The following is a 25,734-nucleotide window of genomic DNA, read 5'->3' as shown; positions in this document are numbered from 1 at the left end:
TTTGTCGAGCAAATCCTTTCTCAAAATTTATAAAATTGTGATAAACTGAACTCAAACTCGTAATAATTTTGGTTAGCTTTTCCCGCTGTCATCTATTGATGACAGCTTTCGTGCTTTTTAAGGGTGATGATTTTGATTATTTTTCTCAATAAAGAAAAAAGGAAGTGTTAAAATGAGCTCCGAAGCTCAACTTGTTCAAAAAGAAAAAACTGAACAACTAAGTTCTTTTGAAAAATCAAAACCCCATGCCGAATTAATCGCAGCTATCGTCAGCGGTGTTTTGATTGTAACAGGGTGGCTCTTAGAAAAAGAAAACTTTAACGAGATTTCGGTAGTTTCTTATTTATTAGCCTTTATCATTGGCGGCTTCGCCAAAGCAAAAGAAGGTATAGAGGCTACGATTGAAAAAAAGGATTTAAATGTTGAATTGCTGATGATCCTTGCAGCAACTGGCTCAGCTATTATCGGTTACTGGACAGAAGGAGCGGTCCTAATCTTTATTTTTTCCCTCAGCGGCGCATTAGAAACTTACACCATGAACAAAAGCCGCAAAGAGATTTCATCTCTGATGGATTTGCAGCCTGAAGAAGCACTTCTGATAAATAAGGGACTGGAAAAAAAAATCCCAGTATCCGAGCTGCAGATTGGGGACCTGGTCCTTGTTAAGCCTGGAGAAAGGGTGCCATCTGATGGAAAGATCATTAAAGGACAAACAAATATTGATGAAGCGGCAATTACTGGAGAATCCATTCCCGTTTCAAAAACAATTGAAGATGAGGTTTTTGCGGGAACTGTTAACATGTCTGGTACCATTACAATTCAACTTACGAAAGAAAACAGTGAAACGCTATTCCAAAAAATAATAGAGCTTGTGCAATCTGCTCAAAGTGAAAAATCACCTTCTCAGCTGTTCATCGAACAGTTTGAAGGAAAGTACGTAAAAACTGTTTTAATTGTCGTGCTTGTAATGATGTTCCTTCCGCACTATTTACTTGGCTGGGATTGGAACGAAACATTTTACCGGGCAATGATTTTGTTAGTTGTTGCCTCCCCGTGTGCCTTAGCAGCCTCAATCATGCCTGCTACCTTATCCGCCATTTCAAAGGGTGCTCGGCATGGCATTTTATTCAAAGGTGGCGTTCACTTAGAAAATTTGGGGAATTTAGCTGCGATCGCCTTTGATAAAACAGGTACATTGACCAAAGGGAAACCAGAAGTGACCGAGGTGATTGTTAAAGCTGGGCTTAATAAAGAAAACCTAATCTGGAAAGCAGCATCCATTGAAAATTACTCTACACATCCATTAGCTCAAGCAATTGTAAATTATGAGAAAAGTGCAGTTGGAAAAACTTTGTACACACCAGAAGAATTAGAGGATGTCCCCGGATGGGGAGTAACCGCTAAGATGGGTGGAGATCAATGGAAAATAGGAAAAGCTGATTTTATCGGAATCCAGACAGAAACTTTTGCAAATGGGAAACCAGAGGAATACGCTGCTAAAGGAAACACACTTGTTTTTGTGCAAATCAATGAAGAATTAGTCGCAATGTTTGCCTTAAAGGATATTGTTCGGGAAGAAGCGAAGCTTGCGATTGACGAACTCCGAAAAGCGGGAGTCTTCACGATTATGCTAACTGGGGACAGTAATAATACAGCAAAAGCAATTGCTGCTGAGAGTCACGTTGACCAATATATTGCTGAATGCCTGCCGGAAGGAAAAGTAGAACATCTCAAAGAATTGAAGAATAAATATAAGACGGTTGCCATGGTAGGTGACGGGATAAACGATGCACCAGCATTAGCAACTGCAAATGTCGGAATTGCAATGGGGGGAGGAACAGATGTTGCGCTTGAAACGGCGGACGTTGTGCTAATAAAAAACGATTTACCGCTGATTGCAGAAGCGATTAAACTTTCCCAACGCATGAACCGAATTATTAAACAAAACATTATCTTTTCCATTTTAGTGATCATGACGTTAATTTCTTCAAATTTCTTTCAAATACTCGATTTGCCGTATGGGGTAATTGGACATGAAGGAAGTACACTCCTTGTTATTTTAAACGGTTTAAGGCTTTTGAAATAACTAATTTATGAGAGGACCGGAAAATCCCGGTCCTTTTGTGCTTCTGCTTTTCTTATTATCTAGCTCCAGCGTCCAGCGCCTAGTGGCCTTCGCCCATTTCCTTACGATAAGTCAACATCGAATTGTTTACGCTCTTCGCGTTTCCTTAATCTCAGTCGATGTGCTCCAGTCTTGTCGTGCGCTATACGGTAGCTTCCACTTTTAATTTAATGATATCCATTTGAGCCATTTGCAGATCCGGAAGTTTTGTTTCCTTTACTGCCTTTTCCTTTTTGTTTTGTGCCACCGTCTTTTTTAGTATGTTTCGTCAGAATGAAAACCTCCCTTTCGATGATGGGGATGTACTCCCAATTATAGTTTCAACAAAAGAGTGAATTTCATAAAGGAAACTATAGGGAGAATTAACAGTTAGTTTTCTTCTTTTCACTATAAAAAGCATTAATTTCTCCGCCAAGTATAATAATAAAAGCCGTTATATAAAGCCACAGCATTAATACAATGATGGCACCGATACTTCCATAGGTGACCGAAAAGTTACTGAAATTTTGGACATAAAAAGAAAGGGCAACTGAGGATAAAATCCAACCAACCGTTGAAAAGGCAGCCCCTGCAAAAGCACTTCGGCAGCGCAATTTTACATTGGGAGCGATCCAATATAATACCGTAAAAATAAAAAATAAAACAATGGCACTTATACACCAGCGCAAGGTGTCCCAAGCAGCGAGAAACTGGGCCTTAAATCCAAATATTGAAAATAAGAAAATGCCTATTTCTTTTCCAAATACCGGTAATACAAGTGCTATTACAAAGACAAAGATCATCGCCAAGGTAAGTAAAATACCCATAGCGCCGGAAACTAGAAAGGATCTGGTTTCTTTTACATTATAAGCCTTATTGAAGGCCTTAACGATTGCAGTAATTCCATTTGAGGAAGACCAAATCGTACCAATTATACTGAATGAAAGCAAACCACCATTTCGATTGTTCATGACATCATAAAGGTTTGTTTGAATCAAGTCTAAAGCCGCTTCCGGAGCAAATCCACTTATCATTCCCAGTAAATCCTCGTAGGGGATTGGTAAGTAAGGAAGGAGCGTAAACAGAAAGATTAAAAGTGGAAACATCGAGAGGAGGAAATAGTAGGCCATTTGGGCCGACAACCCCGGTAAGTCATCCTCATCGATCCGATGCCACAACTTCTTTATCAAGGAATGATTAAGATCTCCTCGCTTCTCCACTATTTCACCTCTTTCTATTTAAAAGGCTTTCTTCATTGTCGGTGAGGTCTATATCTTCCTCAACTTTCGTAAAGGTATCCTTCGTTTCCTTCAGCATTTTTGTTACCCTTGGGGTCGTTTCCCTTAATTCTTCAACTTTACTCGTAATAAAAGCAAGATCTTCTCCAACTTCCTCTACAGTTGTTTTCCATTTTTGTGCCGTCTCTTTAACCTGGTTGGTTATTTTCTCTGGATTCTTTACTATATTTGTAACACTTTTACAGCCTTTGAGGCAGCTTTCCTTCATGGTTAGCCTGGTTTCCCTGTCCAATAAACTTAAGAAGCCTCCTGCCAATGCTCCCCAAAGCATTCCTTTCCAAAACTTATTCGAATTTGACATTGTGAACTCTCCTTACTCAATATGTATAATTACATTGTTTTCTATGCTTAATCCTACCCGCTTTCACATTTATACAAACGTTTTTCATTGACTTTTGAAATAGAACATGGAAAGATGAGACTAAATGTAGCGAAAGGGTGGGACTAGGTGAATTTATCTCAGAAGTCTACGGAAAATGTTGAATATATGATTGAAAAAATAAAAGAAAAATTAAAGGTTTTAAACTTTGGAGCAATCAAGCCAACACATTTTGATGAGGAAATGTATGAAGAACTCAAAGAAATTTATGAAATGGTAGTGAAGAAAAATTCCTTTAGCCCTAGTGAAATGCAGGCAATTGTTGAAGAACTCGGAAACCTGCGAAAGCGCTAGACAGTTATCTAAGTTAAAATTTTATACTTTCCTATTTTTTTAGAAAAAGGCTGACCAAAAGTCAGCCTTTTTCGTTACTTACTCTTCTTCCTGCTCTGTTAAAATAATTGGACCATCGCTTGTAATGGCTAGAGTGTGTTCATATTGAGCGGAATTTTTGCCGTCAATTGTACGAGCTGTCCATCCATTTCCTTCCATTTTTGTTTGATATCTTCCTATATTTACCATTGGCTCGATTGTAAACACCATTCCTTCTTTAATCCTTGGTCCTTTACCTGGTAATCCATAATGTGGAACATCTGGCTTTTCATGCATAACAGCACCGATTCCATGCCCAATAAAATCACGAACGACAGATAAGCCTTCGCTCTCAACGTATTGTTGAATCGCATGTCCGATATCCCCAATTCGATTTCCAACAACCGCCTGTTCGATCCCTTTATAGAGGGCTTCTTTTGTTACAGCTAATAAATGTTTGTTTTCTTCAGAAATAGTGCCAACCGGATAGCTCCAAGCAGAGTCTGCTAATGCACCATTGTATCTAACAACCATATCGATGGTAACAATATCTCCCTCTTTTAATGGTTCTTTCCGAGGAAAACCATGGCAGATCTCATCATTTATGCTGGCACAAGTGGCATATTCAAACCCTTGATAGCCTTTTTGCTCAGGTGTAGCATTATGCTTTTTCAAAAATTCTTCAACAAATTGATCAATTTCCCAGGTTGTAATACCCGGCTTAATCAACTTAGCTATTTCCTTGTGACATGATGCAAGAACTTCGCCTGCTTTTTTCATCGCTTCTATTTCTCGTTTTGATTTTAGTACAATCATTTTTTTCCCTGCCTCTTTTTTATTTGCCTCTCAATTTATATTACGAACAAATAGAATAATTATCTCATTGATTGGTCTGCTCTTTTATATTATCGCTATCCTTCAATTTTTTCAAAGTAGGGGCATTAATACTTTGTAAAAAAATAACTTCATTTTCTCAGTATCGTTTTTAGTAGTCCTTCTTTGTAAAATAACATGCTATTGTAATAAAAAATTCATACTATTGTAACATAAAAAAGTTCTTAATATGGAACCTTTTTATTTTATTTGTTAGAATATACTTATATTAGAGTGTAAGGTGTGTGAACAGCAATGATTGGTGATCGCGTAAAAAAACTTCGTACGGAAAAAAAAATGTCCTTATCGGAACTTGCTGATCAAGCTGGTGTAGCTAAATCTTATTTAAGCTCCTTAGAGAGAAATCTTCAGCGTAATCCTTCCATTCAGTTTCTAGAAAAGATTGCCTCTGTCTTAAATGTTCCGGTTGACCATTTAATCCATGATCAAATCAATACTAGTGAATTAGATAGCGATTGGATGATTATTGTGAAAGAAGCTATGAACTCAGGTATTTCGAAAGAACAATTCAGGGACTTTCTCGAATTTAATAAGTGGCGTATGAACCAAAATAAAGAATGAGATGGCGAAGCATCTCATTCTTTATTTTTTGTAATTTTTTCCAACAATCTTCCAAGTTCTCACAATATATATTATAAATTTTACCATTTTTTATAGTTTTCATTGAATAATGTCGAATTATAAAGTGTATTGTAGAAATCTTTATCTACAAAATGTTTAGAATTGACAAAATACTACACCCTAATAGAAAAGAACTAATTATAATAAACGTATAACTATTCCTAAGTATTTAAGTCCCAAAACAAGTTAGTACATAGTCATGCTTAGGTGGTAATGTTTAACAGATAAAGGCAAACCTTCTGAAAAGTCGGGACGCAAAACCACGGGTCTAAAGCAGAGAATTATTTTGCCATGATAGCCGAGTTGCCTTGAATACTATTGGTATTTTAGGGGTGAGACTAGTTGTTAGAAGCAAATACAATCAGTAAAGATATGGATGCAGAATGGTTAGAACTCATCCTAGAGGCAAAAAAAATTGGGATTACGATTGAAGAAGTTCGTGAATTTCTTGATCAAAATGCCTGAGGAACTTGGCTGACTCAATGGATAGCGCCTCAAATAAGGATTCGCGGTTTTTTTTTTAGTAGCGTTCAGAGTTCTCTAACCGGCTTCAACATCAGTTACTACCTCGAATCAATAAACATGACTATTAAAAAAAATGAAATTTTAAAGAAAAGAAGTGTCCTGGGTGCAAGGGACGCTTCTTTTCTTTTTACTGTAGAATCAGTTGTCCAATTGTGATTAGATTTTTTAATATGACAGAATTTTTTGTATTTTCTATCAATTATAGCGTATAATAGTATTACACCTTGAAAATATTAAAAATACAGAAAGCGGAGGAAACTTATTTATGACGATTATGCATATTTTAAACTTCTCCATTCCGGTTGCTTTTATCGCAATTGCGGGTTTTCTACTCGATCGTGCATGTAAACCAAGAAAGACTACCCAAGAAAAAAACGAAGAGCAAAACTGAACTTGAACATCCCAAGATAACGAATCGGATGGGGAGTCCCTAGTATAAAAAAATGAGGAGTAGTTGAAACAGCTTATCTGTTGCACCATCCTCATAAAATTAGTAAGAGATTATTATTGTTCTACCCTTGGTGTGATTAATATTTCAACTCTGCGGTTTTTGGCTCTTCCTTCTGGTGTATCATTTCCAGCAATAGGCTGATATTCCCCAAATCCTTTTGCACTAAACCACTTTGGATCTAAACTATTATATTGCAAAACAATACTCATAAAGTTGACAGCACGCATCACACTTAATTCCCAATTTGAAGTGTATTTTGAATTCCTTATCGGAACATTATCTGTGTGTCCACTAATAATTACATTTCTTGGCGGATCCATCACGAGTAATGCTGCTATTTCCCGAGCAAGCTGTATATCTTGACTCCTCACCTCTGCACTGCCTGAGTCAAATAAAACATTATCCCCGATTGTCACTAATAGACCTTCCGATGTTAAGGATGTCTGCAGTTTATCCGTAAGATTGGCATTTTGAATATAATTGTTTACTTTCGTTTGGATTGCATACAACTCTTCCTGATCCTTCTTCATTGCCTCTTCTTTTTCTTGAATTTTCTTAGCTGCTTCTGCGTCTGCTTGTTGACTTTGAGTTATTATTGGCTTTTTGCCTGGAACTTTTCCATTACTTGGTGGAACAGCTGATTCGAAATTCAGCACACCAGTCCCGCCTGTAAACATTTCATTAAAGGCCTTGGAGAGAATGTTAAATTTTTGAGCATCTACAGAACTCATCGCAAATAAAATGACAAATAAGGCTAATAATAACGTTAAAATGTCAGAGTAAGGAACCAGCCATGATTCATCCATGTGCTCCTCATCGCGCTTTTTTTTCTTACGCCTACTCATCCTTCTTCACAACTCTCTCTTCAAGGAACTTCTTCCGGTCTCCCGCTGGTAAATACGACGCTAGCTTTTGTTCAATGATCCTTGGGGCTTCTCCTTCAAGGATCGATAAGATTCCCTCAATCATCATTTGCCTAAGTCTAATTTCCTGCTTTGACTTTCGTTTAAGTTTGTTGGCAAACGGGTGCCAAAGCACATAACCAGTAAAAATCCCCAGCAGGGTGGCGACGAAGGCAGCTGAAATAGCCCTCCCGAGCTCATCTGTGTTATTCATATTACCCAAGGCGGCAATCAATCCAAGTACAGCCCCTAACACTCCTAGTGTTGGCGCATATGTCCCAGCTTGGGAAAATATAGCGGCACCAGATAAATGCCGTTCTTCCATGGCATCAATTTCTTCTGTCAGTACATCCCTTATGTAATCGGCACTCTGTCCGTCAACAGCAAGTGATAACCCATTTCGTAAAAAAGCATCATCTACTTCGCTCGTTTTTGCTTCTAATGCTAGTAAACCTTCTTTTCTGGCAAGCTGTGCCCATTCTGAGAACATTTTAATTAATTCAGCTGAATTGATAAGCTTTTGTTCTGTAAAGATAATTTTGAAAAGCTTTGGAACCCGCTTAATCTCATTTGTTGGAAAAGCAATCGTAACTGCTGCAATCGTTCCGAAAATAATGATTAAAATCGCTGCCGGATTTGCCAGTGCAGAAAGTTGTACTCCTTTTAAAACCATTCCGAAGCCAATGGCTAAAACGGCAACGATTATTCCTATAATTGATGTTTTGTCCATCTCTATCACCCATCTCGTTGGATCTACTAATCTTCTATTACTCTAAGTTTGACAATTTTTCATGACAAATAAGCTTACTCTTTATTTCGACAGAATTCTATTATTCTTTATAGTCTATGGAAATTTTCGATAGAGTTAAGTAGATAAATATTGGTGAATCAGGTAATAGAAAGCTCCGGTTGTAAGGATGTCCTTCATTTTTGAAATCTGCTTGTTAATTTTTGCCCATACTTTTTAAACATGGTGGAATTAGTTTGAATTCCTCTTTTTGAGAGTAAACGATTAAACCGGAGAAGCTTTTCATTTAACTGTTTTTGAAGACTTTCTTTTTCATGATCGTCATTGCACTTTTTGATTAAATCTTCGATTGTCATTAATTCCTTTCTAAAAGCCTTTTCCTCCTCTGTGTAGCCTGCATTTTTCATAATTCTGTATGCCATTCGCAATTCTTCCGGAACACCTGACATATCTTCAAAGTTCAATGGTTTCCCCATCCCAGGGAGATTGTCAAATTCACCATCTTTATAGGCTTGTTTAATCTTCTCTTCGGCAAGAATATGAAATAAATCCATGTTTCGCTCCCCTTTTTTTCTTCTATTATAACCTGCCATGCAAAAAGAAAAAGGGAATTTCAGGCTCCCTTTTTCTTCCTTATATCTTGCCAATGTTATTTGGATCACGAATAATCCCCGATTCACCAGGTTTCCAATTGGCGGGTACACCTTCACCTGTTTTTTGGGAATAGTGAAGCCCTTTTAATAACCGGATATGCTCATCAAGATTACGGCCAACTTCTCGTGGATAAATAAATTTTGCGCGAATGATTTGATTGGGATCGATAAAGAAGGATGCTCTAAAAGATGCTCCAGATTTTTCATCTAAGACTCGATAAGCCTTCGAAATCTCTTGATTTCGATCACTTACTAATGGATAGCGGACATTTTTTAGTGAAGGAGATGTTTCCAAAAAAACTTTGTGAGAAAAGACACTATCGGTGCTTATGGCAAGAGCTTGGGTATTTAATCCAGCTAACTCACTATGAACAGCGGCGACCGCCGCCAGCTCGGTTGGTCAAACAAACGTGAAATCACTTGGGTAAAAAAAAAGCAGCACCCACTTCCCGAGATAATCATTTAAATTCACTTTTATGATTTTTCCGTCTTGAACTGCAGATGTTGTGAATATTGGAGCTTGATCATCACGGGTTGCGTAGTAAAAATCCGGGCCTGCTGCTATATTACTTGCATGTATTTCACTAGACATATTTAACCCTCCCCTGCTGCTTATTTATTCTACTATATTCAGATGTTTTCTAAAGTTGAAAAGCTCGTTATAATTTGCAAAGATTTGGAGATGCTACACAAGAAAAGCGGAAGCGCCTGTTTAGCGGCGTATGGGCAGGGCCCGCTCGACTGAGATAAAGGAAACACGGAGCTTAAGTCGATTCGATGTTGACTTATCGTAGGGAGGATTGGGTTGCCCACTAGTCGCTGGGTGCTGGCCGACTAAGAGCGCCGCCGTCCTGGCGGCAACGTCGGCACTAGCACTTCCTGTGCGTCGAAGCTGGACAATTCTCAAAATCAAGATTGATTCTTATTATTCCAAGAAAGGAGTGTTTATTATGGGTCGTGGTGAAAATTTCAACCATAAAAAGAAGAATCATCCTGGTAATTTTCCAAGTGACAGCTTAACGGAAAGACATACAACGGAAGCACAGGAAGATGAGGAATTGATTGTCACTCAAGAAGCTTTCAAGAATAGAGTTAAAAAGGATTAATCAAGGGCGTGGTATTCACGCCTGTTTTTTTGAAGGGAATTTATCCCTTTCGCATTTATAGTGGAGATATTGTCTTTAGCCCCTCTGACATTTTTTCAATATCCATCGAAAAAACACGATCTTTTTTTAGCGAAGGAACGAGTTTTCTCCCTTTTTCATAAAGGGATTTTGTTTTCCTTGCCATTTTTTCGACACCTAAAAACTCGACCGCCTGCATCGCGCAAATTAATTCAATCGCAATGACCCTTCTTGCATTTTGAATGATTTGGTAGGCATGTCTTGCCGCGATTGTTCCCATACTGACATGATCTTCCTGATTGGCAGAGGAGGGAATTGAATCAACACTTGCCGGATGTGCTAACGTCTTATTTTCGGAAACAAGGGCGGCTGCCACATATTGCATAATCATTGCTCCAGACTGCAAGCCTGGTTCTGGACTTAAAAAGGGCGGTAGATCATTCAATTGTGGATTAACTAATCTTTCAATTCTCCGTTCTGAGATATTCGCCAATTCAGCAACTGCAATTTTCATAAAGTCCATCGCTAAAGCAATCGGCTGTCCGTGAAAATTTCCACCAGAAATGACCTTTTGACCATCAGCAAAAATTAATGGATTGTCAGTTGCTGCATTCATTTCAATTTCCAGTGTTTCTTTTATATAGTAAAGTGCCTGCCAGGATGCCCCGTGTACCTGTGGTATACATCTTAATGAGTAAGCATCCTGCACCCTTAATTCCCCTTGGACTGTCGTTAGCTTGCTGTCAAACAAGTAATTCCGGATTCTTTCCGCCGTTTTCATTTGTTGTTTGTAGCCCCGAGCGAGATGTACTTCTTCCGAAAATGCATCCATGATTCCATTCAGGCCTTCAATCGTCATTGCTGCAATCCATTCACTCATATATGCAAGCTGCTCTGCCTCTAAATACGCAACGGTACCCATTGCTGTCATTGCCTGTGTTCCATTGATTAAGGCAAGCCCTTCCTTTGCCTCGAGTGTTATTGGTATAATACCCTCTTTCTTGAAGGCCTCGATAGTGTTCATTCGGATACCTTTATAAAAAACCTCACCCTCTCCAACCAATACTAAAGCAAGATGTGAGAGTGGTGCCAAATCCCCGCTTGCGCCCAGTGAACCCTGCTGGGGAACTATTGGAATAATTTCTTTATTTAAAAGTTCCATCAGCCTTTCGATAATTACAGGTCTTACCCCTGAATACCCCTTTACTAGTGCATTGGAGCGCAAAAGCAGCATTGCCTTACTAACAAGTTCAGAAAACGGCTCACCCACTCCACATGCGTGTGACCGGATCAAGTTTAATTGTAAATCCCTGACATGACCCTGATCGATTCGGACATCGCTAAATTTTCCAAACCCTGTATTGATCCCATAAACAACTTTTTGATCAGCTACAATCTTTTCAACAGCCCTCCTGCTCTTTTTAACTAACTCCATATTTAGTGCAGATATAGTGACAGTGTCTTTAGAAAATAACACTCTTTTTACTTCATCCAATGTTAGACTGCTCCCCGTTAATACCACCATGTTTCTCACCTCTACCATATTAGTTAGGTAAAGAAAAAAGCTGGAATCTAATCTTTATCGATTTGGACTCCAACCTTTTTTTATCCTCATTAAACTGTTTGAACAGTTCATATTGATCATTCCATTCAGAGACATTGTTTAATTTATTATATGTTTAAAACTTCAAAAAGCTTAACATTTTTTTACTTGAGCCGTTGAAACATCAATAAGTTCTGTACATAATTAAAAAATATGCACACTTATGTGCATATTTTTATATAGTGTGAATTTTTTCATGCTACTTTAGGTTTAACTTCTTTAAAGCATCAGCCAAAGCAGTATTTATTGGCTCTTCTTTCTTTTGCTGCTGTTTTAAATAATTTTGTACATCGCTTTTGGATACTTTTCCGCGAGAATCTTTTTTGCGACGTGCTTCAAAAGCAGATAGCTTTTCACGATATCCACATTTACATGCAAAAATTTGACCATCACCTTCACCACGTAGTTCAAGCTTTTTGTGACATTGTGGGCAGCGAGCGTTTGTAACGCGTGAGACATTTTTGCGGTGACCACATTCACGATCCTGACACACGAGCATTTTTCCTTTTTTACCGTTTACTTCAAGCATTGGTTTCCCGCAATCCGGACATGTTTTTGTGGAAATATTGTCGTGCTTATATTTTTTATTGCTTGCTTTAATTTCAGTAACGATTTCTTTTGTATGCTGCTTCATCTCATTTATGAATGTTTCTTTTTTCAATTTACCTTTAGCAATCAGCTCCAGCTTTTGTTCCCACTCTGCAGTTGTTGCAGGTGATTTCAATTCTTCTGGAACTAAATCAAGCAGTTGGCGGCCTTTTGATGTAATATGAATGTCTTTTCCACGTTTTTCTATTAAGAACGAATTAAATAGCTTTTCGATAATATCAGCACGTGTTGCAACTGTACCCAAACCACCAGTTGATTTTAAAGTGTCTGCAAGTTGCTTATTTTGGCTTTCCATATACTTCACCGGGTTTTCCATTGCCGATAATAATGTAGCCTCTGTAAAACGCGCCGGTGGTTTTGTTTGACCAGAAGTTTGGGCGATTAATGTAACAGGTAATGAATCGCCTTTTTCGATTCGGGGTAAAATCTGTTCTTTTAAATCGTCCGCTGCATCATCATCTTCATAGTGATTTTCATAAACCTCTTTCCAGCCGGAGTTCAGAATTGTTTTTCCACGCGCAACGAAATTTTCATCACCAATTTTTGCACGCAGCGTTAATTGTTCGTACTCAAATGCCGGGAATAATACAGCTAGGAAACGCTTTATAACTAGATCATATATTTTGTGTTCTTTATCTGTAAAGGCTGAGAAGTTCACATAACCTTCAGTTGGAATAATGGCATGGTGATCGCTTACTTTGCTATCATCTACAAATGATTTAGAAGCCTTTATTGGTTTTTTCAGGATTTTGTTAACTAAAGGACGGTATTCTCCGATAGAACATGCTTTAAGACGCTCTGAAAGCGTTGGAACGATATCTGATGTGATAAAGCGTGAGTCTGTACGTGGATACGTTAAAACTTTATGCTGTTCGTAAAGCTTTTGCATAATATTCAGCGTCTCTTTGGCAGAGTAGCCGAATATTTTATTGGCATCACGTTGTAATTCTGTTAAGTCATAAAGACCCGGAGAGAATGACTTCTTCTGCTTTTTCTCAACTTCCGTGACAATAGCATTTTTCCTGCCAAGTTTTTTCACAATCGCATCAATCTTTTCCTTATCAAAGCTGCGTCCATTTCCCTTAGCATCCTGCCAGGTCAGTTTTAATTTATCAGCAGTTTGTGCTTCGATGCCATAGAAGGCTTGCGATTTGAAATTCTTAATCTCATCTTCACGTGCTGCAACAATTGCCACAACCGGAGTTTGCACACGCCCGCAGTTTAATTGCGCATTAAATTTTGTCGTTAGTGCCCTGGTAGCATTAAGACCGATATACCAGTCAGCTTCAGAACGAGCTACAGCAGAATGATAGAGGTTTTCATAATCTTTACCACTTTTTAATTTTTGAAAGCCTTCTTTAATTGCTTTGTCAGTAACGGAGGAAATCCAAAGTCTTTTAATTGGTTTATTCACCTTAGCTTTAGCAATAATCCAACGTGCTACTAGTTCTCCTTCACGGGCACTATCCGTAGCAATTACAATTTCCCCCACATCAGAACGATGCAATTGACTTTTTACGGCATTATACTGTTTGCTCGTTTGCTTTATGACCACAAGCTTTAACTCGTTAGGCATCATTGGTAAATCCTCTATTTTCCATGCTTTATACTTATCATCATACGCTTCAGGATCAGCAAGTGTAACTAAATGCCCTAATGCCCATGTAACTATATATTTATCTCCTTCTAAAAAGCCATTACCTTTTTTATTACAATTTAATACCCGAGCAATATCGCGGGCAACTGAAGGTTTTTCAGCTAATACAACACTTTTTTTCATTTTTAACAAACATCCTTTCAAACAACCGTTGAACCTTAAATATAACATATAATAACTTAAATTGCAGAATAGCTAATCGTTTGCATATTTAAGATTCACTATATAATTGTAAGATTTTTTACTATACTAAATATAATTACCTCGCACCCACCTTTTTTTAATTGGTTGCTCATGAGCAGATTTTGATTTGGAACAGATAAAAATGAGGGAAAAAAATGAGGCTTAAGGATTGGGATCGGAACTTAAAGGTCCGTTTGTTTGGGGAATCGATCATGAACATCTCCTATTGGATGTTTTTTCCTTTCCTCACTATTTATTTTGCAGATGAATTTGGGAAAAATAAAGCCGGATTTTTATTGATTTTCTCACAAGTATTTTCCGTCTTAGCTAATTTGATGGGCGGATACTGTGCCGATCGTTTTGGAAGAAAACGAATGCTCGTTCTCTCCTCGATTGGTCAAGGTCTTGCCTTTTTAACCTTTGCCATTGCTGGTTCTCCATGGTTTCGGTCCCCGTGGCTTGGGTTTGTTGCATTTTCAATTGCTGGCGTGTTTGGGTCCCTTTATTGGCCGGCAAGTCAGGCAATGGTAGCAGATGTGGTTGCTGAAAAGAACCGCAGTGAAGTATTTGCTGTCTTTTATACCTCGATTAACATCGCGGTCGTAGTTGGACCACTGATAGGTGCGATTTTCTTTGAAGATTACCGTTTTCAGCTTTTATTTGCAGCAGGAATTATCTGCCTTTTATTGGGTCTAACTCTTGCAAAATGGACAAGGGAAACTAAACCTGTTCGAAATACTATTTCCACCGATCATGCCGGAAAGTGGTATTACTTTTTACAAAATCAGCTAAAGGATTATTCACTGATCAGCAAGGATAAGACCTTCCTTCTCTATATCCTTGCTGGTATATTAGTAGGTCAAACGTTTGTCCAGTTGGATTTATTACTACCTGTCTATATTAAGGATGTACTCAAAAGCGAAACGCTCTTTTCAACTGTTACCGTTAAAGGAGCGCAGGTATTCGGGATTGTTTTGGCAGAAAACGGCTTACTAGTTGCATTGCTTACCGTTTGGGTGACAAAATGGATGGAACAGTTTTATGAGCGGAATGTATTCATGCTTTCCTCTATCATCTATGCTGTATCAGTTGTTTTCTTTAGCCTGACACATTCCTTCTGGGGGTTTGTTTTGGCAATGGCAATATACACATTTGGAGAATTAACGAGTACAGGGATCCAGCAAGGCTTTGTTTCTAAGCTGGCACCTGAGCATATGAGAGGTCAGTATTTTGCAGCATCAAGCCTGCGCTGGACCTTCAGCCGGATGATAGCCCCCATCTTCATCCCAATGACCGCTTGGATTGGCTATGGATGGACATTCTTTATCCTTGCCCTGCTTGCCATTCTAAGTGCCGGGTTATATTGGGTTATGTTTTATCTTTTTGAAAAAAGAAAGTTTAGCTTATCATCCGTTTAGCACGCCAACAGGCGTGCTATTTTCATCTACAATCCCAGTTAGTTTATTTTTCCAAGAAAAGAGGATAAAATATACAGTAGGATTTAGACAAAGGAGGCTACACAAATGAAAGATTTTCAAAAAAACCTAGAGAAGTATGCAGAGCTAGCCGTTAAAGTAGGGGTGAATGTCCAAAAGGGACAAGTATTAGTTGTTAATGCTACCCTTGACGCTGCTGATTTAGCTCGTCTTGTTGTAAAACAAGCCTATGAGGTTGGCGCAAAGAACGTTGTTGTAAACTGGAATGACGATATTGTTTCAAGAACAAAGTATGAGTTGGCCCCTGATGTGGCCTTTAGTGAATATCCTGAGTGGCGGGCACGGGAAACAGAGGAGCTGGCAGCAAAGGGAGCGGCCTTTATGTCAATTATTTCCTCAAGTCCTGATTTATTAAAGGGAGTGAATTCAGAACGGATCGCTACCTATCAAAAAGCCGCTGGCAAGGCGCTGGCCAAATATCGTAAAATGATTCAATCAGATAAAGTCAGCTGGACCGTTATTGCGTCTGCTTCACCTGCATGGGCTGCAAAGGTTTTTCCAGAGGAACCTGTTGAAAACCAGGTCACCAAGCTTTGGGAAGCAATTTTTAAAGCAACCCGGGTTGATACAGAAAACCCTGTTGAAGCTTGGAAAAAACACGATGAGAACCTCCATGAAAAGGTTAACTATCTAAATGAAAAGCATTATACGAAGCTTCACTATAAAGCCCCTGGAACCGATTTAACGATTGAACTTCCAAAGAATCATCTCTGGGTCGGTGCCGGCAGCATTAATGAAAATGGCAAGGAATTCATGGCCAACATGCCGACGGAGGAAGTGTTCACTGTTCCATTCAAAACGGGTGTCAACGGAACCGTTTCAAGTACAAAACCTCTCAGCTATGGCGGCAATATTATCGACCGCTTTAGTGTAACGTTTGAAAATGGGAAAATTGTTGATGTAAAGGCGGAGGAAGGCGAAGAAATTTTAAGGCATCTTGTTGAAACAGATGAAGGCTCACATTACCTTGGCGAGGTTGCCCTCGTTCCTTATAACTCACCAATATCGCAATCCAATGTGCTTTTCTTCAATACTTTATTTGATGAAAATGCGTCCAACCACTTGGCGATTGGCAGTGCCTATGCTTTCTGTATTGAAGGCGGGAAAAAGATGTCTTCAGAGGAATTAAAAGAAAACGGACTAAATGAAAGCATTACCCATGTTGATTTCATGATTGGTTCCGCAGAAATGGATATTGACGGAATTACTGCAGATGGAAAAACAGAAGCCATATTCAGGGACGGTAATTGGGCGTTTTAAAAAACTCAAAAGTGAATGAACCATATTTATAAGAAAAAAAGATAGATAATGCTGATATAATCTGTTTTATCTATCTTTTTTTAGACATAAACTCTCACTTTATATGTCATACAACCTGTTTATGAAAATTTAGAAATTGTTTTGTATAATCCATGAAATCACTAAGATGCTTCTAATAGTATGAAAGTGCTAGACTTTTTCATGACCACCTTTAATTAATATATTGCTGGATGCCCTTCTTTGGTTCCATCCCCATTCCGTGGCATTCTCGAACAATATAAAGAGGCCGGTCTTTTGTTTCGTCATAAATGCGTCCAATATACTCCCCGATAATTCCTAACATCAAGAGAACAACCCCACTGAAGAGAAGTTGTATAATGATAATAGATGCCCCGCCTGTAACTGTCCTATGAGTAAAAAGCTTTAAATACAGCACGAAAAACATATAAAGAAAACCAACAATTGAGAAAAGTCCTCCGGCATAGCTTGAAAGTTTTAATGGCTTATAAGAGAATGATGTCATCCCATCTATCGATAGCTTTAACATCTTTTTTAACGGATATTTTGTCTCTCCAGCTAAACGTTCGTCGCGCACATACTCGATCGCCGTTTGTCGGTACCCGACCCAACTGACCAATCCCCGCACAAACCGATTTTTTTCATGAATTTTTTTCATCTCATCGCACACCTTACGATCAATCAAGCGAAATCTCCGGTATCAACCGGAATATCGAAAAGTCTGAAAAAGAGTGCAATATTCGATAGAAAATAGTGGCTGTGGCTTTTTTGAAAACTGTTTCCCCTTTCCGTTCGATTCGTTTTGCGTATACGACATCGTATCCTTCCTTCCATTTGTTAATCATCTCTATAATCAATTCCGGAGGATCCTGCAAATCTGCATCGATAACGACAACCGCCTCTCCCGCTGCATAATCCATTCCTGCCGTAATCGCAATCTGGTGACCAAAGTTTCGCGAAAAATCAATCAGTTTTACTGATTGATCTTTGTCGCTATACATTTTTAAAATATTCGCTGTTTCATCACGGCTGCCGTCATTTATAAATAGGAGTTCATAACGTTCTCCCACAGAATCCATAACTGTTTTTAATCGTCGATACGTTTCGCGAATGACAGCTTCTTCATTATATACGGGAACCACTATAGAATAGCGTACATGAGTATCCATCCTTATGTTCCTCCTTCTTAATATTGTCTTCGCATTACACAAAACAAGGGAAAACCGAAAGGCTTTTTCTGGTTTTATTACCCTTTACATTTTTTCTTTTCCTTCCTCACTTTTTTCAGTTTCCCATAAGTTTCTGCGGAAACTTTTTTTCTCTAAAAAAACAAAATAATTTTCTAATCGGGCACATTCACAACCATGGTATCTTTATTTCAAGACTTAAAGGACGTATTATTTTTTCACATATTCATAAAGCATCATTGAGGAATTCCTAAATCCCATCAAACTCGGGTCTTGGCTTGATTTAGATTGTGAGTCCTGCCACTTGTCAGCGGGTACGACTAGACAGTTGGTCTTAATCCAGTTGATGACTGCTGATTGTTGATTACCAAAAGCCCTTTCTTGAAGAAGGAAATAGTGGATTTGACCGTCATTGACCAGCTTTTGCAGCTTCTCAACCGTAAGTGCAGGATCATTGCCCATAAATCCTCCCAATGCCATAACAGGCAGACCAGTATCAAGAATGATAGGCGCAGCCGTCGTGGCGTTTAAGGTAGCCACCAAGTAGGAGCCCTCTCGATAATTCGACTTTAAAAAGTTTTCAAGTTTAGGATTAGATGCCATCATCCCATCGCGTCCATGCTGGGTTTTCAGCTCCGGACCCGCAAACGGCTTGGTTACCGAACCTCCATATTCGATTGGCGTTATGGCCCATGCTGTTGGAGCTACTACTAAAGCCAGCACCCCAGCCATTATGGCAATAATAGATATACCTTTCTTTCCTGGAGCATTTAATTTTTGGACAAAAAGTAAACAAATCAATGCAAGTAATGCAAGAACTCCGATTGCAATGGAAAGCGGGGCCCTTAATGTAGGATATTTCCATACTATTGAAATTTCAAATATCACGGTGCATACCAATGCAAAAGGTAAAAACCATGTTTCTTTTTTTTCTTTTGCACGCCATTGATTCCACATCTGTTTAAAACCAGCACCGGCCAAGGCAGCAATACCCGGAGCCAACATGACCATGTAATAACTGCTGAACCTTTTTGCAATACTGAAGAAGATGAACATAGTCAAAACCCACACTGTCCAAAGAATGGCCGTTTGGTGCTTGCGATCGAGAGGAACTCGAAAACGCATACCCCACAGTAGTGCCACTATACTAATGAAGACGCCCGGCAATAGCCAGCTGAGCTGTCCATCCAATTCCGGCGTTGTAAACAGTCTGAGTAGGCCCGTATTTCCCGATTGTCCATATCCTGAAAAATGGTTCCCTGCATTTCGTGACATATCTCTTATGAACTTAGCATTCCGGATGGTCATATGTTGTCCTATCGATAATTGACCATTAAAACCTGCATTTCGGCGAGCTCGACTTGTGTCGTTCAAGCCATTTGTCTGCTGACCTTGTTGTGACCCCATGTGGAAATTTCCTTGTTGACCTCGCTGCTGACCAACGAGCCGGTTGATACCGTTATACCCAATCGCCAACGTCACCATAGAATTGTCTTGTGTACTTCCAACATATGGGCGCTGGTCTGATGGAATAGAATCAACGATAACCGACCAAGATAAGGAAACAACCGCAAGAACAATTGTCGCTACCAATAAGTGAACCAGCTTTTTAGTCCAAGTTAATTTTGGAGAAATAAAATAAAAAAGATAAAAAGCTGGCAGTACGAGGAATGCCTCCATCATCTTAATGTTAAATCCGACTCCTACTAGAAAGAATGCAAGCACCAACCATTTTATATGACTTTGCTCTACTGCTTTACTAATAGCCCAAGTAGCAATCAGTGTAACGAACATGAGCATACTATCAACTTCATTCGTCCGGTCTGCCGCCACAACAATAGGGGTCAGTGCTAAAAATAGTGCTGCTATCAGCCCGGCTCCACGTCCAAACACACGGCCCACAAGATGGTACAGTAAAGCGACAGCTAACACACCGGCCAAAGCTTGGGGCAGAAATAAGCTCCATCCTTTAAACCCGAAGATATACGCACTTAATGTTTGAAACCAAAAACCAACTGGCGGTTTATCAATTGTTATAAACCCTTTAGGATCAAATGAATTAAAGAAAAAGTTGTGCCAATTATCCAGCATGCTTTTTACTGCAGCAGAATAATAAGTATTTCCATACCCCTCTTGTCCTAACTTATAAAAATTAAGAATGATGGATAACAATAGAATTGCTGCCAGCCCTAGATAATGCCACTTGAATTTGGATTTTACTTGACTCATCGAATCTCTTCCCCACCCCTTTATTTGTTTACCAATAGTCTAAAGTTACGAAAGGAATATTGATAAAATAAGAACAATATTTGAATGAAATATGAACGATAAATAAACTTTTTAGATCAGTTTCCTTTTATTTCTGTTACTTTTCTTCAATCATTTCAGTTTTTTCAACATAGTTTATATGAAAATTACTAAAATAGAATTCTACAAAGTTTATAGGAAGTGGCAAAGAGGCCAAAAGAAAGGAAAGAGTGAATACAATCAAAGGATATATTCAATCCGGCTTCTGGATTTTTGAACTGGTTTAATCAATCAAAGTGTAACCATTCTTACTTATGCAGGATTACGGATATCTGAAGCTCTTAACCTTAAAATGAGCGATTTTAAGGTTATCTCTCGTCCCATTATTGGCTTTACTATTCCCAGAACACTTTATTTAATGCAATGGTTTATGAATAAACAATCTGACAAAATATTTAGTAAACAAATTATTTTTTCGATATAACTCCATGCTTGTCCGTTTCGAAGAGGACAAGCTTTACATAAAATGTACTATCCCATTAAAAAGGGGGTGTTATATATGAGTTATGGCGGTAGTGGAATGGGCAGCAGTTTTGCTTTGATTGTTGTTCTCTTCATCCTATTAATTATTGTTGGTACAAGTTTTATGAGCGGTGGATACTAATCTTTTTTAGAGTGTAGAAACCTATCCAAAACAAACCCAATGACCCCAAACCAACCTCTCTTCTTATTGAAGCGTCAGACGACGCTTCTTCTTTCTGATCCATTTTGAGTCAACAATTTTTGAAATACGCAATAAATATTTCTTGAGAATAATTTTACTGCATATTATTAATGAATTAAAAAGGGAGAGTTTCTTTGCTTCCAACATTTATTAGAATTGTGTTAATAGTTATTTCCTGATCTTCTGCTCTTTTTCTCATCAAAAAATCTTTTATGAGATATTCAAACGTAGCCATTTTTGCAAATAAAGAATAATCTTTAATGTGTTAATCAATAATATTTCCTGTGTTCTAGTTTCCTTCAAAGGAGTAAATTATGAATGTACAAAAAACGATAAGGAGTGTAGTCATGGGAATATTAAGTGGTAATCCTCAGAATGAACCTATGCATTATGGTGAGGTTTTTGGAACTTGGACTCACCTTTTTACAAACAAGGGTTTAATTGCCGGTTATCAGTCCTTTCTTAATCACACTGGTGATCAAAACTTAAAAAAACTAATTGAAGAAGCCATTGATGGTTTGAAAAATGAAAATCAACAACTTCTTGAATTGCTTAAAACAAATGGTATTGGCTTGCCACCAACCCCACCAGATCGTCCATACGCAAAGATAGAGGACATACCTGTCGGAGCAAGATTTACTGATCCAGAAATTAGCGCATCTGTTTCCAAGGACGTTGCTGCTGGATTAGTAGCCTGCAGCCAATTAATGGGTCAATGCATCCGAGAAGATATCGCTATGATGTACGGACAGTTCCATTTGGCAAAGGCACAATTTGGTTTAAAAATGTTAAGGTTAAACAAGGAAAAGGGATGGCTAATTCCTCCACCTCTACACATTAATAAAGCTGAAAATTGTTAATAAACCTAGTACCTCTTAAAAGAGGTACTTTTTTTAATACACAATGTGGGTCAAATGCGACATAAAGGGGGCATTTCCCTTTGTTCTCCTTCCGAATTGGAAACATCCACTTTGTTAATGGTTTATAGAATTGAATTATTACTCATTCAATTCTTCAAAGATGATTTTTAAATTGTGATTCTGACCTTTTCTGTTTTTACTCAGACGATATTTAAGATTATGTGATCGGTCGGGGGTACTGTTTAAGAGTAGAAATAAAATGCTGTGCATTCCAGATAGCTGGAAAGTAAAATTTTTCATTTGAACGCGTTTCATTCAATATAACTTCTATCATTGCTTTTCCCTCATTCCAATTACGAAGTGGGATTCTAATAAGAAAAAATTTTGTTCCCATGCTTTCTTTGATGAGCGTCGCCTTTATACATAGAATTAGTGCGATTGGTCCTAGATAAGGGTATGTTGACCCGAATAAAATAGCTAATTCCCAAGAAATGGCTGATCCAATGACTATTTTAAGAATTAGATTTATTTTTTCTAACATTGTTAGTTTAATTTCATTCACATTTTTACCCCCTGATAAAAACATCAGTGATTAGTTTGTTTTTTTCCACCACTATTAAAAGACTTCACTGGAACTCGAATAACTATTAATTCCAATAAGGTTCATAGATCTTAATAAAAATTTAAGAAATTATTAATAGGTTTAAAATAAATAATTAAGAACATAACATTATAATTGTTTTGACATTTATGCCAAATTAAGTTGTGGGAAACTACTGTAAAGAAAGGAAATTATGTATGTAGAGAACCAAAATAAATTAAAAATTTTACTTAACAAGGTACCAGAAGTTACTATTTTCTTCTGGATAATCAAGGTTTTATGTGCAACTGTCGGTGAAACGTTTGCCGATTTCCTGAATTTCAACCTTGGATTTGGGTTAACTAACACGACCACCATTATGGGAGCAGCGTTTTGCATTGTATTGTTTTTTCAATTCAAAGCATCTAAATATGTTCCAGGCATTTATTGGGTAATGGTTGTTCTTATAAGCGTATTTGGTACATTGATAACCGATAACTTTACAGATGGCATGGGGGTTCCTTTAGAACTTAGTACAGCAGTTTTCTCCGTGCTGTTAGGATTGACATTTCTCTTTTGGTATCTTAGTGAAAAAACACTCTCGGTCCCACTCGATTTTTACAATAAAAAGAGAAGTTTTCTATTGGCTTACTATTCTTTTTACCTTTGCACTTGGAACGGCAGTCGGCGATTTATATTCCGAACAACTCGGTTTTGGCTATCTTAAAACAGGAATAACAGTGATTATTATCATCGCTTGTATATTCTTGGCATGGAAAATGAAATTAGATGGAGTATTAGCGTTTTGGATTGCGTATATTTTAACTCGTCCACTCGGAGCATCATTAGGAGATTAATAAAATGCTATACGATGTAAATTCCAATAACTTCACTTCTGCGAAAAAAGGTGCGGACAATTTGGAACATCAATGGGACACATCGGAATCTAAACTTAGGAAAATGGATGGCACTACATGGACGAAAATTGATGGAACGATTGACGTTGTATTAGCAGCAGTTCGTTCATCAAACCCTAATGTCAGCAAGTGCAAATCTTCACTTAAAAATTCACTTAGTGTCCTAAACGGAGCAAATACATAAAAATCTTAGGAATCGCAAATAGCGGTTCCCTTTTAGAATTTACATGCAAACTATTTAATTTTTATTTTAGGAGTAAAAAATTACTAGATTATGAGGATTTGTGCAACTACACTAGGTGAAACAGCTGATGATCTGTAATCAACAGGGAAGAATCTGCAGCTGTTTTAAGCCTTTGTCATTAAAGATTATTGGAAGAAGGTCTAAATATGAATAAATCATTATCGACCACCATGAATCAGGCAAATGAAATGTTTGCTAAGGTTCCGGAAATTACACTCTACTTTTGGATTACTAAGCTGCTGACTACTGGAATGGGTGAAGTGGCATCCGATTATTTATTCGAGAATCTAAATCCGCTTATTTCAGCACCGCTAAGTGTTCTCATATTTGTAGCCGCAATGATATTACAGTTCAAAGTACGCCGATATATACCAAAGGTCTACTGGTTAGTTGTCGTTATGGTTAGTATATTCGGCACAATGGCCGCAGATGTGGTTCGTGTCGGACTGGGCATTCCCTACATCGTTTCAGCCATCTTCTTTATGGTGGCACTCGCTGTCGTTCTCATCACTTGGTATTCCAAAGAAAAAACTCTTTCCGTACACAGCATCTTCACCCGTCGCCGTGAGACCTTTTACTGGCTCACCGTACTGGTAACATTCGCACTCGGTACCGCCGCTGGGGATATGACCGCATCAAGCATGCACTTGGGCTACTTCTCTTCAGGTTTATTATTTACTGTCTTGCTCGTTATTCCAGCTTTGGGTTACCGATTATTTGGTCTCAATGAAATTGTTGCATTCTGGTTCGCCTATATCATGACGCGTCCAGTAGGTGCCTCGTTCTCGGATTGGTTAGCAGCGTCCCATAGCCACGGTGGTCTGGGGATAGACAAAGGTATGGTTAGCCTTGTTTTACTTATCTTTATTATTCTCCTAGTCGTCTTTCGGGGAGGTTCACCCGCAAAATGTGTGGAATTTAAGGATGAAAAGGAAAGAGCATCTTAGTAAATATATGTTGATACATCTAAAGCCATAGCAGAAAAACTAATGTAAAAGGAACTTCCGGCATAACAATGCTACAAATACTAAGGGGCTGTCTAATAAGTTCCTAAAATAAAATGCAGAAAGAAAAATTTCTTTCTGCATTTTGCATTTACAGTATTTGTTCTTTAAAGTACCCCTAAGAAACATACCTTCGAATTAACTAAAAATGAGGGTTTGTGGTGTGGAAAATATCCTAGCGGTTGTTTTTAGCGAATTTTGATGGGTACCCATATAAAGTATAACGGGAATCCTTCAGAGATAGCTTTGTTGACTGGGACACGTATTATATGGAATCCTTAATTCCTATCCTGCCAGTTAGCTTAAGTACATTCCTTCACAACACTCTCCATATTTTAACATAAATATCCTATTTTATTGTTAAGTGTTATTAGCAAAAGGGCGCTTATCTAATGTATCAGCTCAAAAAGGTTGGAAGAATGCACTTTTTATGATTGATTACATGTAGTCATAGATACACTTATTATGGGCTTGACTTGAGCACCCTTTGGTATAATTGATCCTGAAGGCTTGTAGTGATAACGGGCCTATCTATCACACCTACCGCGCTTTCACTTGCTGTCTTGACGTTTAGTCTGGTAAAAGTACACTTCCACACAAAACGTCGAAGAAAAAAGTGGTTTTTTGCCCGTTTGTATAGCAAGTGAAAGGACAAGTCTTTATTATTAAATTGGAAATTTTATACATATTAGATGTTTTTATGTAAATGGATAGGGGTCTTATGAAAGATTTTTTGGATTGATATGCTTATTGGGGGCAATATGGTGGTAGCACTTATTTTTTACCGTAACATTTACGCGCATTAGAGGATTCGAACCTCTAACCGATCGGTTAACAGCCGATTGCTCTACCACTGAGCTACTGCGGAAGAATTAGAATATTTAATGATGATGGGCCTAAATGGACTTGAACCATCGACCTCACACTTATCAGGCGTGCGCTCTAACCAGCTGAGCTATAGGTCCATTGGAGCGGGTGATGGGGGAATCGAACCCGCGACCTCCTGCGTGACAGGCAGACATTCTAACCAGCCGAACTACCGAACCAAATTGCGGGGGCAGGATTTGAACCTGCGACCTTCGGGTTATGAGCCCGACGAGCTACCGAACTGCTCCACCCCGCGATAATAATATA

General features: G+C 38.3%; 23 protein-coding genes, 3 tRNA genes, 2 pseudogenes and 1 riboswitch. Of the genes and pseudogenes, 13 read left to right on the top strand and 15 right to left on the bottom strand.

What is annotated here, in order from left to right; all coding sequences use genetic code 11:
• The first annotated feature begins 172 nt into the window (after positions 1-172).
• Positions 173-2,086 (top strand): heavy metal translocating P-type ATPase, encoded by a 1,914-nt coding sequence (locus JN080_RS18290; RefSeq protein ID WP_256237424.1) that lies wholly within the window; start codon positions 173-175, stop codon positions 2,084-2,086.
• A gap of 401 nt (positions 2,087-2,487) precedes the next feature.
• Here the strand turns inward: JN080_RS18290 and JN080_RS18285 are convergent, their stop codons facing one another.
• Positions 2,488-3,324: a YihY/virulence factor BrkB family protein gene (locus JN080_RS18285; protein ID WP_256237423.1), complete on the bottom strand. Its 837-nt coding sequence runs from the start codon at positions 3,322-3,324 to the stop codon at positions 2,488-2,490.
• Between the two features lie 4 nt (positions 3,325-3,328).
• Positions 3,329-3,703, bottom strand: coding sequence for a YtxH domain-containing protein (locus JN080_RS18280; RefSeq protein WP_256237422.1), 375 nt, complete (start codon positions 3,701-3,703; stop codon positions 3,329-3,331).
• 147 nt (positions 3,704-3,850) lie between these two features.
• Between JN080_RS18280 and JN080_RS18275 the strand changes: the two genes are divergently transcribed.
• Positions 3,851-4,075 carry a DUF1128 domain-containing protein gene (locus JN080_RS18275; protein ID WP_256237421.1) on the top strand — a complete coding sequence of 75 codons (225 nt, stop codon included), beginning with the start codon at positions 3,851-3,853 and terminating at the stop codon, positions 4,073-4,075.
• Positions 4,076-4,153: 78 nt separating this feature from the next.
• On the opposite strand, the gene map is transcribed toward JN080_RS18275, so the two are convergent.
• The gene (gene map / locus JN080_RS18270) at positions 4,154-4,909 is read right to left on the bottom strand and encodes a type I methionyl aminopeptidase (RefSeq protein WP_256237420.1); all 756 of its coding nucleotides are present in this window, start codon (positions 4,907-4,909) and stop codon (positions 4,154-4,156) included.
• Positions 4,910-5,221: 312 nt separating this feature from the next.
• Between map and JN080_RS18265 the strand changes: the two genes are divergently transcribed.
• From JN080_RS18265 to JN080_RS18255, 3 genes are all read left to right on the top strand, one after another.
• On the top strand, positions 5,222-5,548 hold the full coding sequence (locus JN080_RS18265; protein ID WP_256237419.1) for a helix-turn-helix domain-containing protein: 327 nt from the start codon (positions 5,222-5,224) through the stop codon (positions 5,546-5,548).
• A 279-nt stretch (positions 5,549-5,827) separates the two neighbouring features.
• A riboswitch (cyclic di-GMP riboswitch) is annotated at positions 5,828-5,919 on the top strand.
• Between the two features lie 31 nt (positions 5,920-5,950).
• Entirely contained in the window at positions 5,951-6,073 is a 123-nt protein-coding gene (locus JN080_RS18260; RefSeq protein WP_309144693.1) for an anti-repressor SinI family protein, read from the top strand.
• A 325-nt stretch (positions 6,074-6,398) separates the two neighbouring features.
• Positions 6,399-6,524: a hypothetical protein gene (locus JN080_RS18255; RefSeq protein WP_256237418.1), complete on the top strand. Its 126-nt coding sequence runs from the start codon at positions 6,399-6,401 to the stop codon at positions 6,522-6,524.
• Positions 6,525-6,637: 113 nt separating this feature from the next.
• Here JN080_RS18255 and motB read toward each other — a convergent pair whose 3' ends face one another.
• The 4 genes from motB to JN080_RS18235 all read right to left on the bottom strand — a co-directional run bounded on the left by motB (position 6,638) and on the right by JN080_RS18235 (position 9,479).
• Positions 6,638-7,429 carry a flagellar motor protein MotB gene (gene motB, locus JN080_RS18250; protein WP_256237417.1) on the bottom strand — a complete coding sequence of 264 codons (792 nt, stop codon included), beginning with the start codon at positions 7,427-7,429 and terminating at the stop codon, positions 6,638-6,640.
• Entirely contained in the window at positions 7,422-8,216 is a 795-nt protein-coding gene (gene motA / locus JN080_RS18245; protein ID WP_256237416.1) for a flagellar motor stator protein MotA, read from the bottom strand. The genes motB and motA overlap by 8 nt, the downstream gene beginning before the upstream one ends.
• A gap of 194 nt (positions 8,217-8,410) precedes the next feature.
• The gene (locus JN080_RS18240; RefSeq protein ID WP_256237415.1) at positions 8,411-8,788 is read right to left on the bottom strand and encodes a DnaJ family domain-containing protein; all 378 of its coding nucleotides are present in this window, start codon (positions 8,786-8,788) and stop codon (positions 8,411-8,413) included.
• A gap of 79 nt (positions 8,789-8,867) precedes the next feature.
• The gene (locus tag JN080_RS18235; protein WP_256237414.1) at positions 8,868-9,479 is read right to left on the bottom strand and encodes a peroxiredoxin; all 612 of its coding nucleotides are present in this window, start codon (positions 9,477-9,479) and stop codon (positions 8,868-8,870) included.
• Between the two features lie 358 nt (positions 9,480-9,837).
• On the opposite strand from JN080_RS18235, the gene JN080_RS18230 reads away from it, so the two are divergent.
• Positions 9,838-9,993, top strand: coding sequence for a hypothetical protein (locus JN080_RS18230; RefSeq protein WP_256237413.1), 156 nt, complete (start codon positions 9,838-9,840; stop codon positions 9,991-9,993).
• A 55-nt stretch (positions 9,994-10,048) separates the two neighbouring features.
• Here JN080_RS18230 and hutH read toward each other — a convergent pair whose 3' ends face one another.
• Together hutH and JN080_RS18220 are read right to left on the bottom strand one after the other, a co-directional pair.
• The gene (hutH, locus tag JN080_RS18225; RefSeq protein ID WP_256237412.1) at positions 10,049-11,536 is read right to left on the bottom strand and encodes a histidine ammonia-lyase; all 1,488 of its coding nucleotides are present in this window, start codon (positions 11,534-11,536) and stop codon (positions 10,049-10,051) included.
• 277 nt (positions 11,537-11,813) lie between these two features.
• Entirely contained in the window at positions 11,814-14,003 is a 2,190-nt protein-coding gene (locus tag JN080_RS18220) for a DNA topoisomerase III (RefSeq protein ID WP_256237411.1), read from the bottom strand.
• A gap of 215 nt (positions 14,004-14,218) precedes the next feature.
• On the opposite strand from JN080_RS18220, the gene JN080_RS18215 reads away from it, so the two are divergent.
• Both JN080_RS18215 and JN080_RS18210 read left to right on the top strand, forming a co-directional pair.
• Complete coding sequence (locus JN080_RS18215) at positions 14,219-15,481, top strand: MDR family MFS transporter (protein WP_256237410.1); 1,263 nt, start codon at positions 14,219-14,221, stop codon at positions 15,479-15,481.
• A gap of 105 nt (positions 15,482-15,586) precedes the next feature.
• Entirely contained in the window at positions 15,587-16,819 is a 1,233-nt protein-coding gene (locus JN080_RS18210; RefSeq protein WP_256237409.1) for an aminopeptidase, read from the top strand.
• A 211-nt stretch (positions 16,820-17,030) separates the two neighbouring features.
• Here the strand turns inward: JN080_RS18210 and JN080_RS18205 are convergent.
• A pseudogene (locus tag JN080_RS18205) lies at positions 17,031-18,006 on the bottom strand (glycosyltransferase family 2 protein).
• Between the two features lie 228 nt (positions 18,007-18,234).
• Complete coding sequence (locus tag JN080_RS18200) at positions 18,235-20,253, bottom strand: glycosyltransferase family 39 protein (protein WP_256237408.1); 2,019 nt, start codon at positions 20,251-20,253, stop codon at positions 18,235-18,237.
• 544 nt (positions 20,254-20,797) lie between these two features.
• On the opposite strand from JN080_RS18200, the gene JN080_RS18195 reads away from it, so the two are divergent.
• Entirely contained in the window at positions 20,798-20,935 is a 138-nt protein-coding gene (locus JN080_RS18195; RefSeq protein ID WP_375141691.1) for a YjcZ family sporulation protein, read from the top strand.
• Between the two features lie 407 nt (positions 20,936-21,342).
• Complete coding sequence (locus JN080_RS18190) at positions 21,343-21,855, top strand: DUF3231 family protein (protein WP_375141697.1); 513 nt, start codon at positions 21,343-21,345, stop codon at positions 21,853-21,855.
• A 217-nt stretch (positions 21,856-22,072) separates the two neighbouring features.
• Here JN080_RS18190 and JN080_RS18185 read toward each other — a convergent pair whose 3' ends face one another.
• On the bottom strand, positions 22,073-22,417 hold the full coding sequence (locus tag JN080_RS18185) for a hypothetical protein (RefSeq protein ID WP_256237405.1): 345 nt from the start codon (positions 22,415-22,417) through the stop codon (positions 22,073-22,075).
• Between the two features lie 232 nt (positions 22,418-22,649).
• On the opposite strand from JN080_RS18185, the pseudogene JN080_RS18180 reads away from it, so the two are divergent.
• The 3 genes and pseudogenes from JN080_RS18180 to JN080_RS18170 all read left to right on the top strand — a co-directional run.
• Positions 22,650-23,289 (top strand): annotated as a pseudogene (locus JN080_RS18180) (COG4705 family protein); the annotation flags it as partial.
• 7 nt (positions 23,290-23,296) lie between these two features.
• Positions 23,297-23,536, top strand: a complete 240-nt coding sequence (locus JN080_RS18175; RefSeq protein ID WP_256237404.1) for a hypothetical protein — start codon at positions 23,297-23,299, stop codon at positions 23,534-23,536.
• Between the two features lie 206 nt (positions 23,537-23,742).
• On the top strand, positions 23,743-24,543 hold the full coding sequence (locus JN080_RS18170; protein ID WP_256237403.1) for a COG4705 family protein: 801 nt from the start codon (positions 23,743-23,745) through the stop codon (positions 24,541-24,543).
• A gap of 856 nt (positions 24,544-25,399) precedes the next feature.
• Here the strand turns inward: JN080_RS18170 and JN080_RS18165 are convergent.
• The 3 genes from JN080_RS18165 to JN080_RS18155 all read right to left on the bottom strand — a co-directional run bounded on the left by JN080_RS18165 (position 25,400) and on the right by JN080_RS18155 (position 25,723).
• Positions 25,400-25,460, bottom strand: a tRNA-Asn gene (locus JN080_RS18165).
• 31 nt (positions 25,461-25,491) lie between these two features.
• Positions 25,492-25,565: transfer RNA gene (locus tag JN080_RS18160), tRNA-Ile, on the bottom strand.
• A gap of 84 nt (positions 25,566-25,649) precedes the next feature.
• Positions 25,650-25,723, bottom strand: a tRNA-Met gene (locus JN080_RS18155).
• Positions 25,724-25,734 lie beyond the last annotated feature (11 nt).

Origin of the sequence: Bacillus sp. EB600 (assembly GCF_024494385.1) — a bacterium.
Classification (GTDB): domain Bacteria; phylum Bacillota; class Bacilli; order Bacillales; family Cytobacillaceae; genus JAEVLT01.
Note: the sequence above shows the minus strand (reverse complement) of the source record. Positions and strands in the feature narration are given on the sequence as shown.

Excerpts from the sequence above, each read along its gene's own strand:
- JN080_RS18175 (WP_256237404.1), top strand. The coding sequence starts at position 23,297 with ATGCTATACGATGTAAATTCCAATAACTTCACTTCTGCGAAAAAAGGT.
- JN080_RS18195 (WP_375141691.1), top strand. The coding sequence starts at position 20,798 with ATGTACTATCCCATTAAAAAGGGGGTGTTATATATGAGTTATGGCGGT.
- hutH (WP_256237412.1), bottom strand. The coding sequence starts at position 11,536 with ATGGTGGTATTAACGGGGAGCAGTCTAACATTGGATGAAGTAAAAAGA.
- JN080_RS18210 (WP_256237409.1), top strand. The coding sequence starts at position 15,587 with ATGAAAGATTTTCAAAAAAACCTAGAGAAGTATGCAGAGCTAGCCGTT.
- JN080_RS18190 (WP_375141697.1), top strand. The coding sequence starts at position 21,343 with ATGGGAATATTAAGTGGTAATCCTCAGAATGAACCTATGCATTATGGT.
- motA (WP_256237416.1), bottom strand. The coding sequence starts at position 8,216 with ATGGACAAAACATCAATTATAGGAATAATCGTTGCCGTTTTAGCCATT.
- JN080_RS18255 (WP_256237418.1), top strand. The coding sequence starts at position 6,399 with ATGACGATTATGCATATTTTAAACTTCTCCATTCCGGTTGCTTTTATC.
- JN080_RS18265 (WP_256237419.1), top strand. The coding sequence starts at position 5,222 with ATGATTGGTGATCGCGTAAAAAAACTTCGTACGGAAAAAAAAATGTCC.
- JN080_RS18220 (WP_256237411.1), bottom strand. The coding sequence starts at position 14,003 with ATGAAAAAAAGTGTTGTATTAGCTGAAAAACCTTCAGTTGCCCGCGAT.
- JN080_RS18230 (WP_256237413.1), top strand. The coding sequence starts at position 9,838 with ATGGGTCGTGGTGAAAATTTCAACCATAAAAAGAAGAATCATCCTGGT.
- JN080_RS18200 (WP_256237408.1), bottom strand. The coding sequence starts at position 20,253 with ATGAGTCAAGTAAAATCCAAATTCAAGTGGCATTATCTAGGGCTGGCA.
- JN080_RS18290 (WP_256237424.1), top strand. The coding sequence starts at position 173 with ATGAGCTCCGAAGCTCAACTTGTTCAAAAAGAAAAAACTGAACAACTA.
- motB (WP_256237417.1), bottom strand. The coding sequence starts at position 7,429 with ATGAGTAGGCGTAAGAAAAAAAAGCGCGATGAGGAGCACATGGATGAA.
- JN080_RS18215 (WP_256237410.1), top strand. The coding sequence starts at position 14,219 with ATGAGGCTTAAGGATTGGGATCGGAACTTAAAGGTCCGTTTGTTTGGG.
- JN080_RS18280 (WP_256237422.1), bottom strand. The coding sequence starts at position 3,703 with ATGTCAAATTCGAATAAGTTTTGGAAAGGAATGCTTTGGGGAGCATTG.
- map (WP_256237420.1), bottom strand. The coding sequence starts at position 4,909 with ATGATTGTACTAAAATCAAAACGAGAAATAGAAGCGATGAAAAAAGCA.
- JN080_RS18170 (WP_256237403.1), top strand. The coding sequence starts at position 23,743 with ATGAATAAATCATTATCGACCACCATGAATCAGGCAAATGAAATGTTT.
- JN080_RS18240 (WP_256237415.1), bottom strand. The coding sequence starts at position 8,788 with ATGGATTTATTTCATATTCTTGCCGAAGAGAAGATTAAACAAGCCTAT.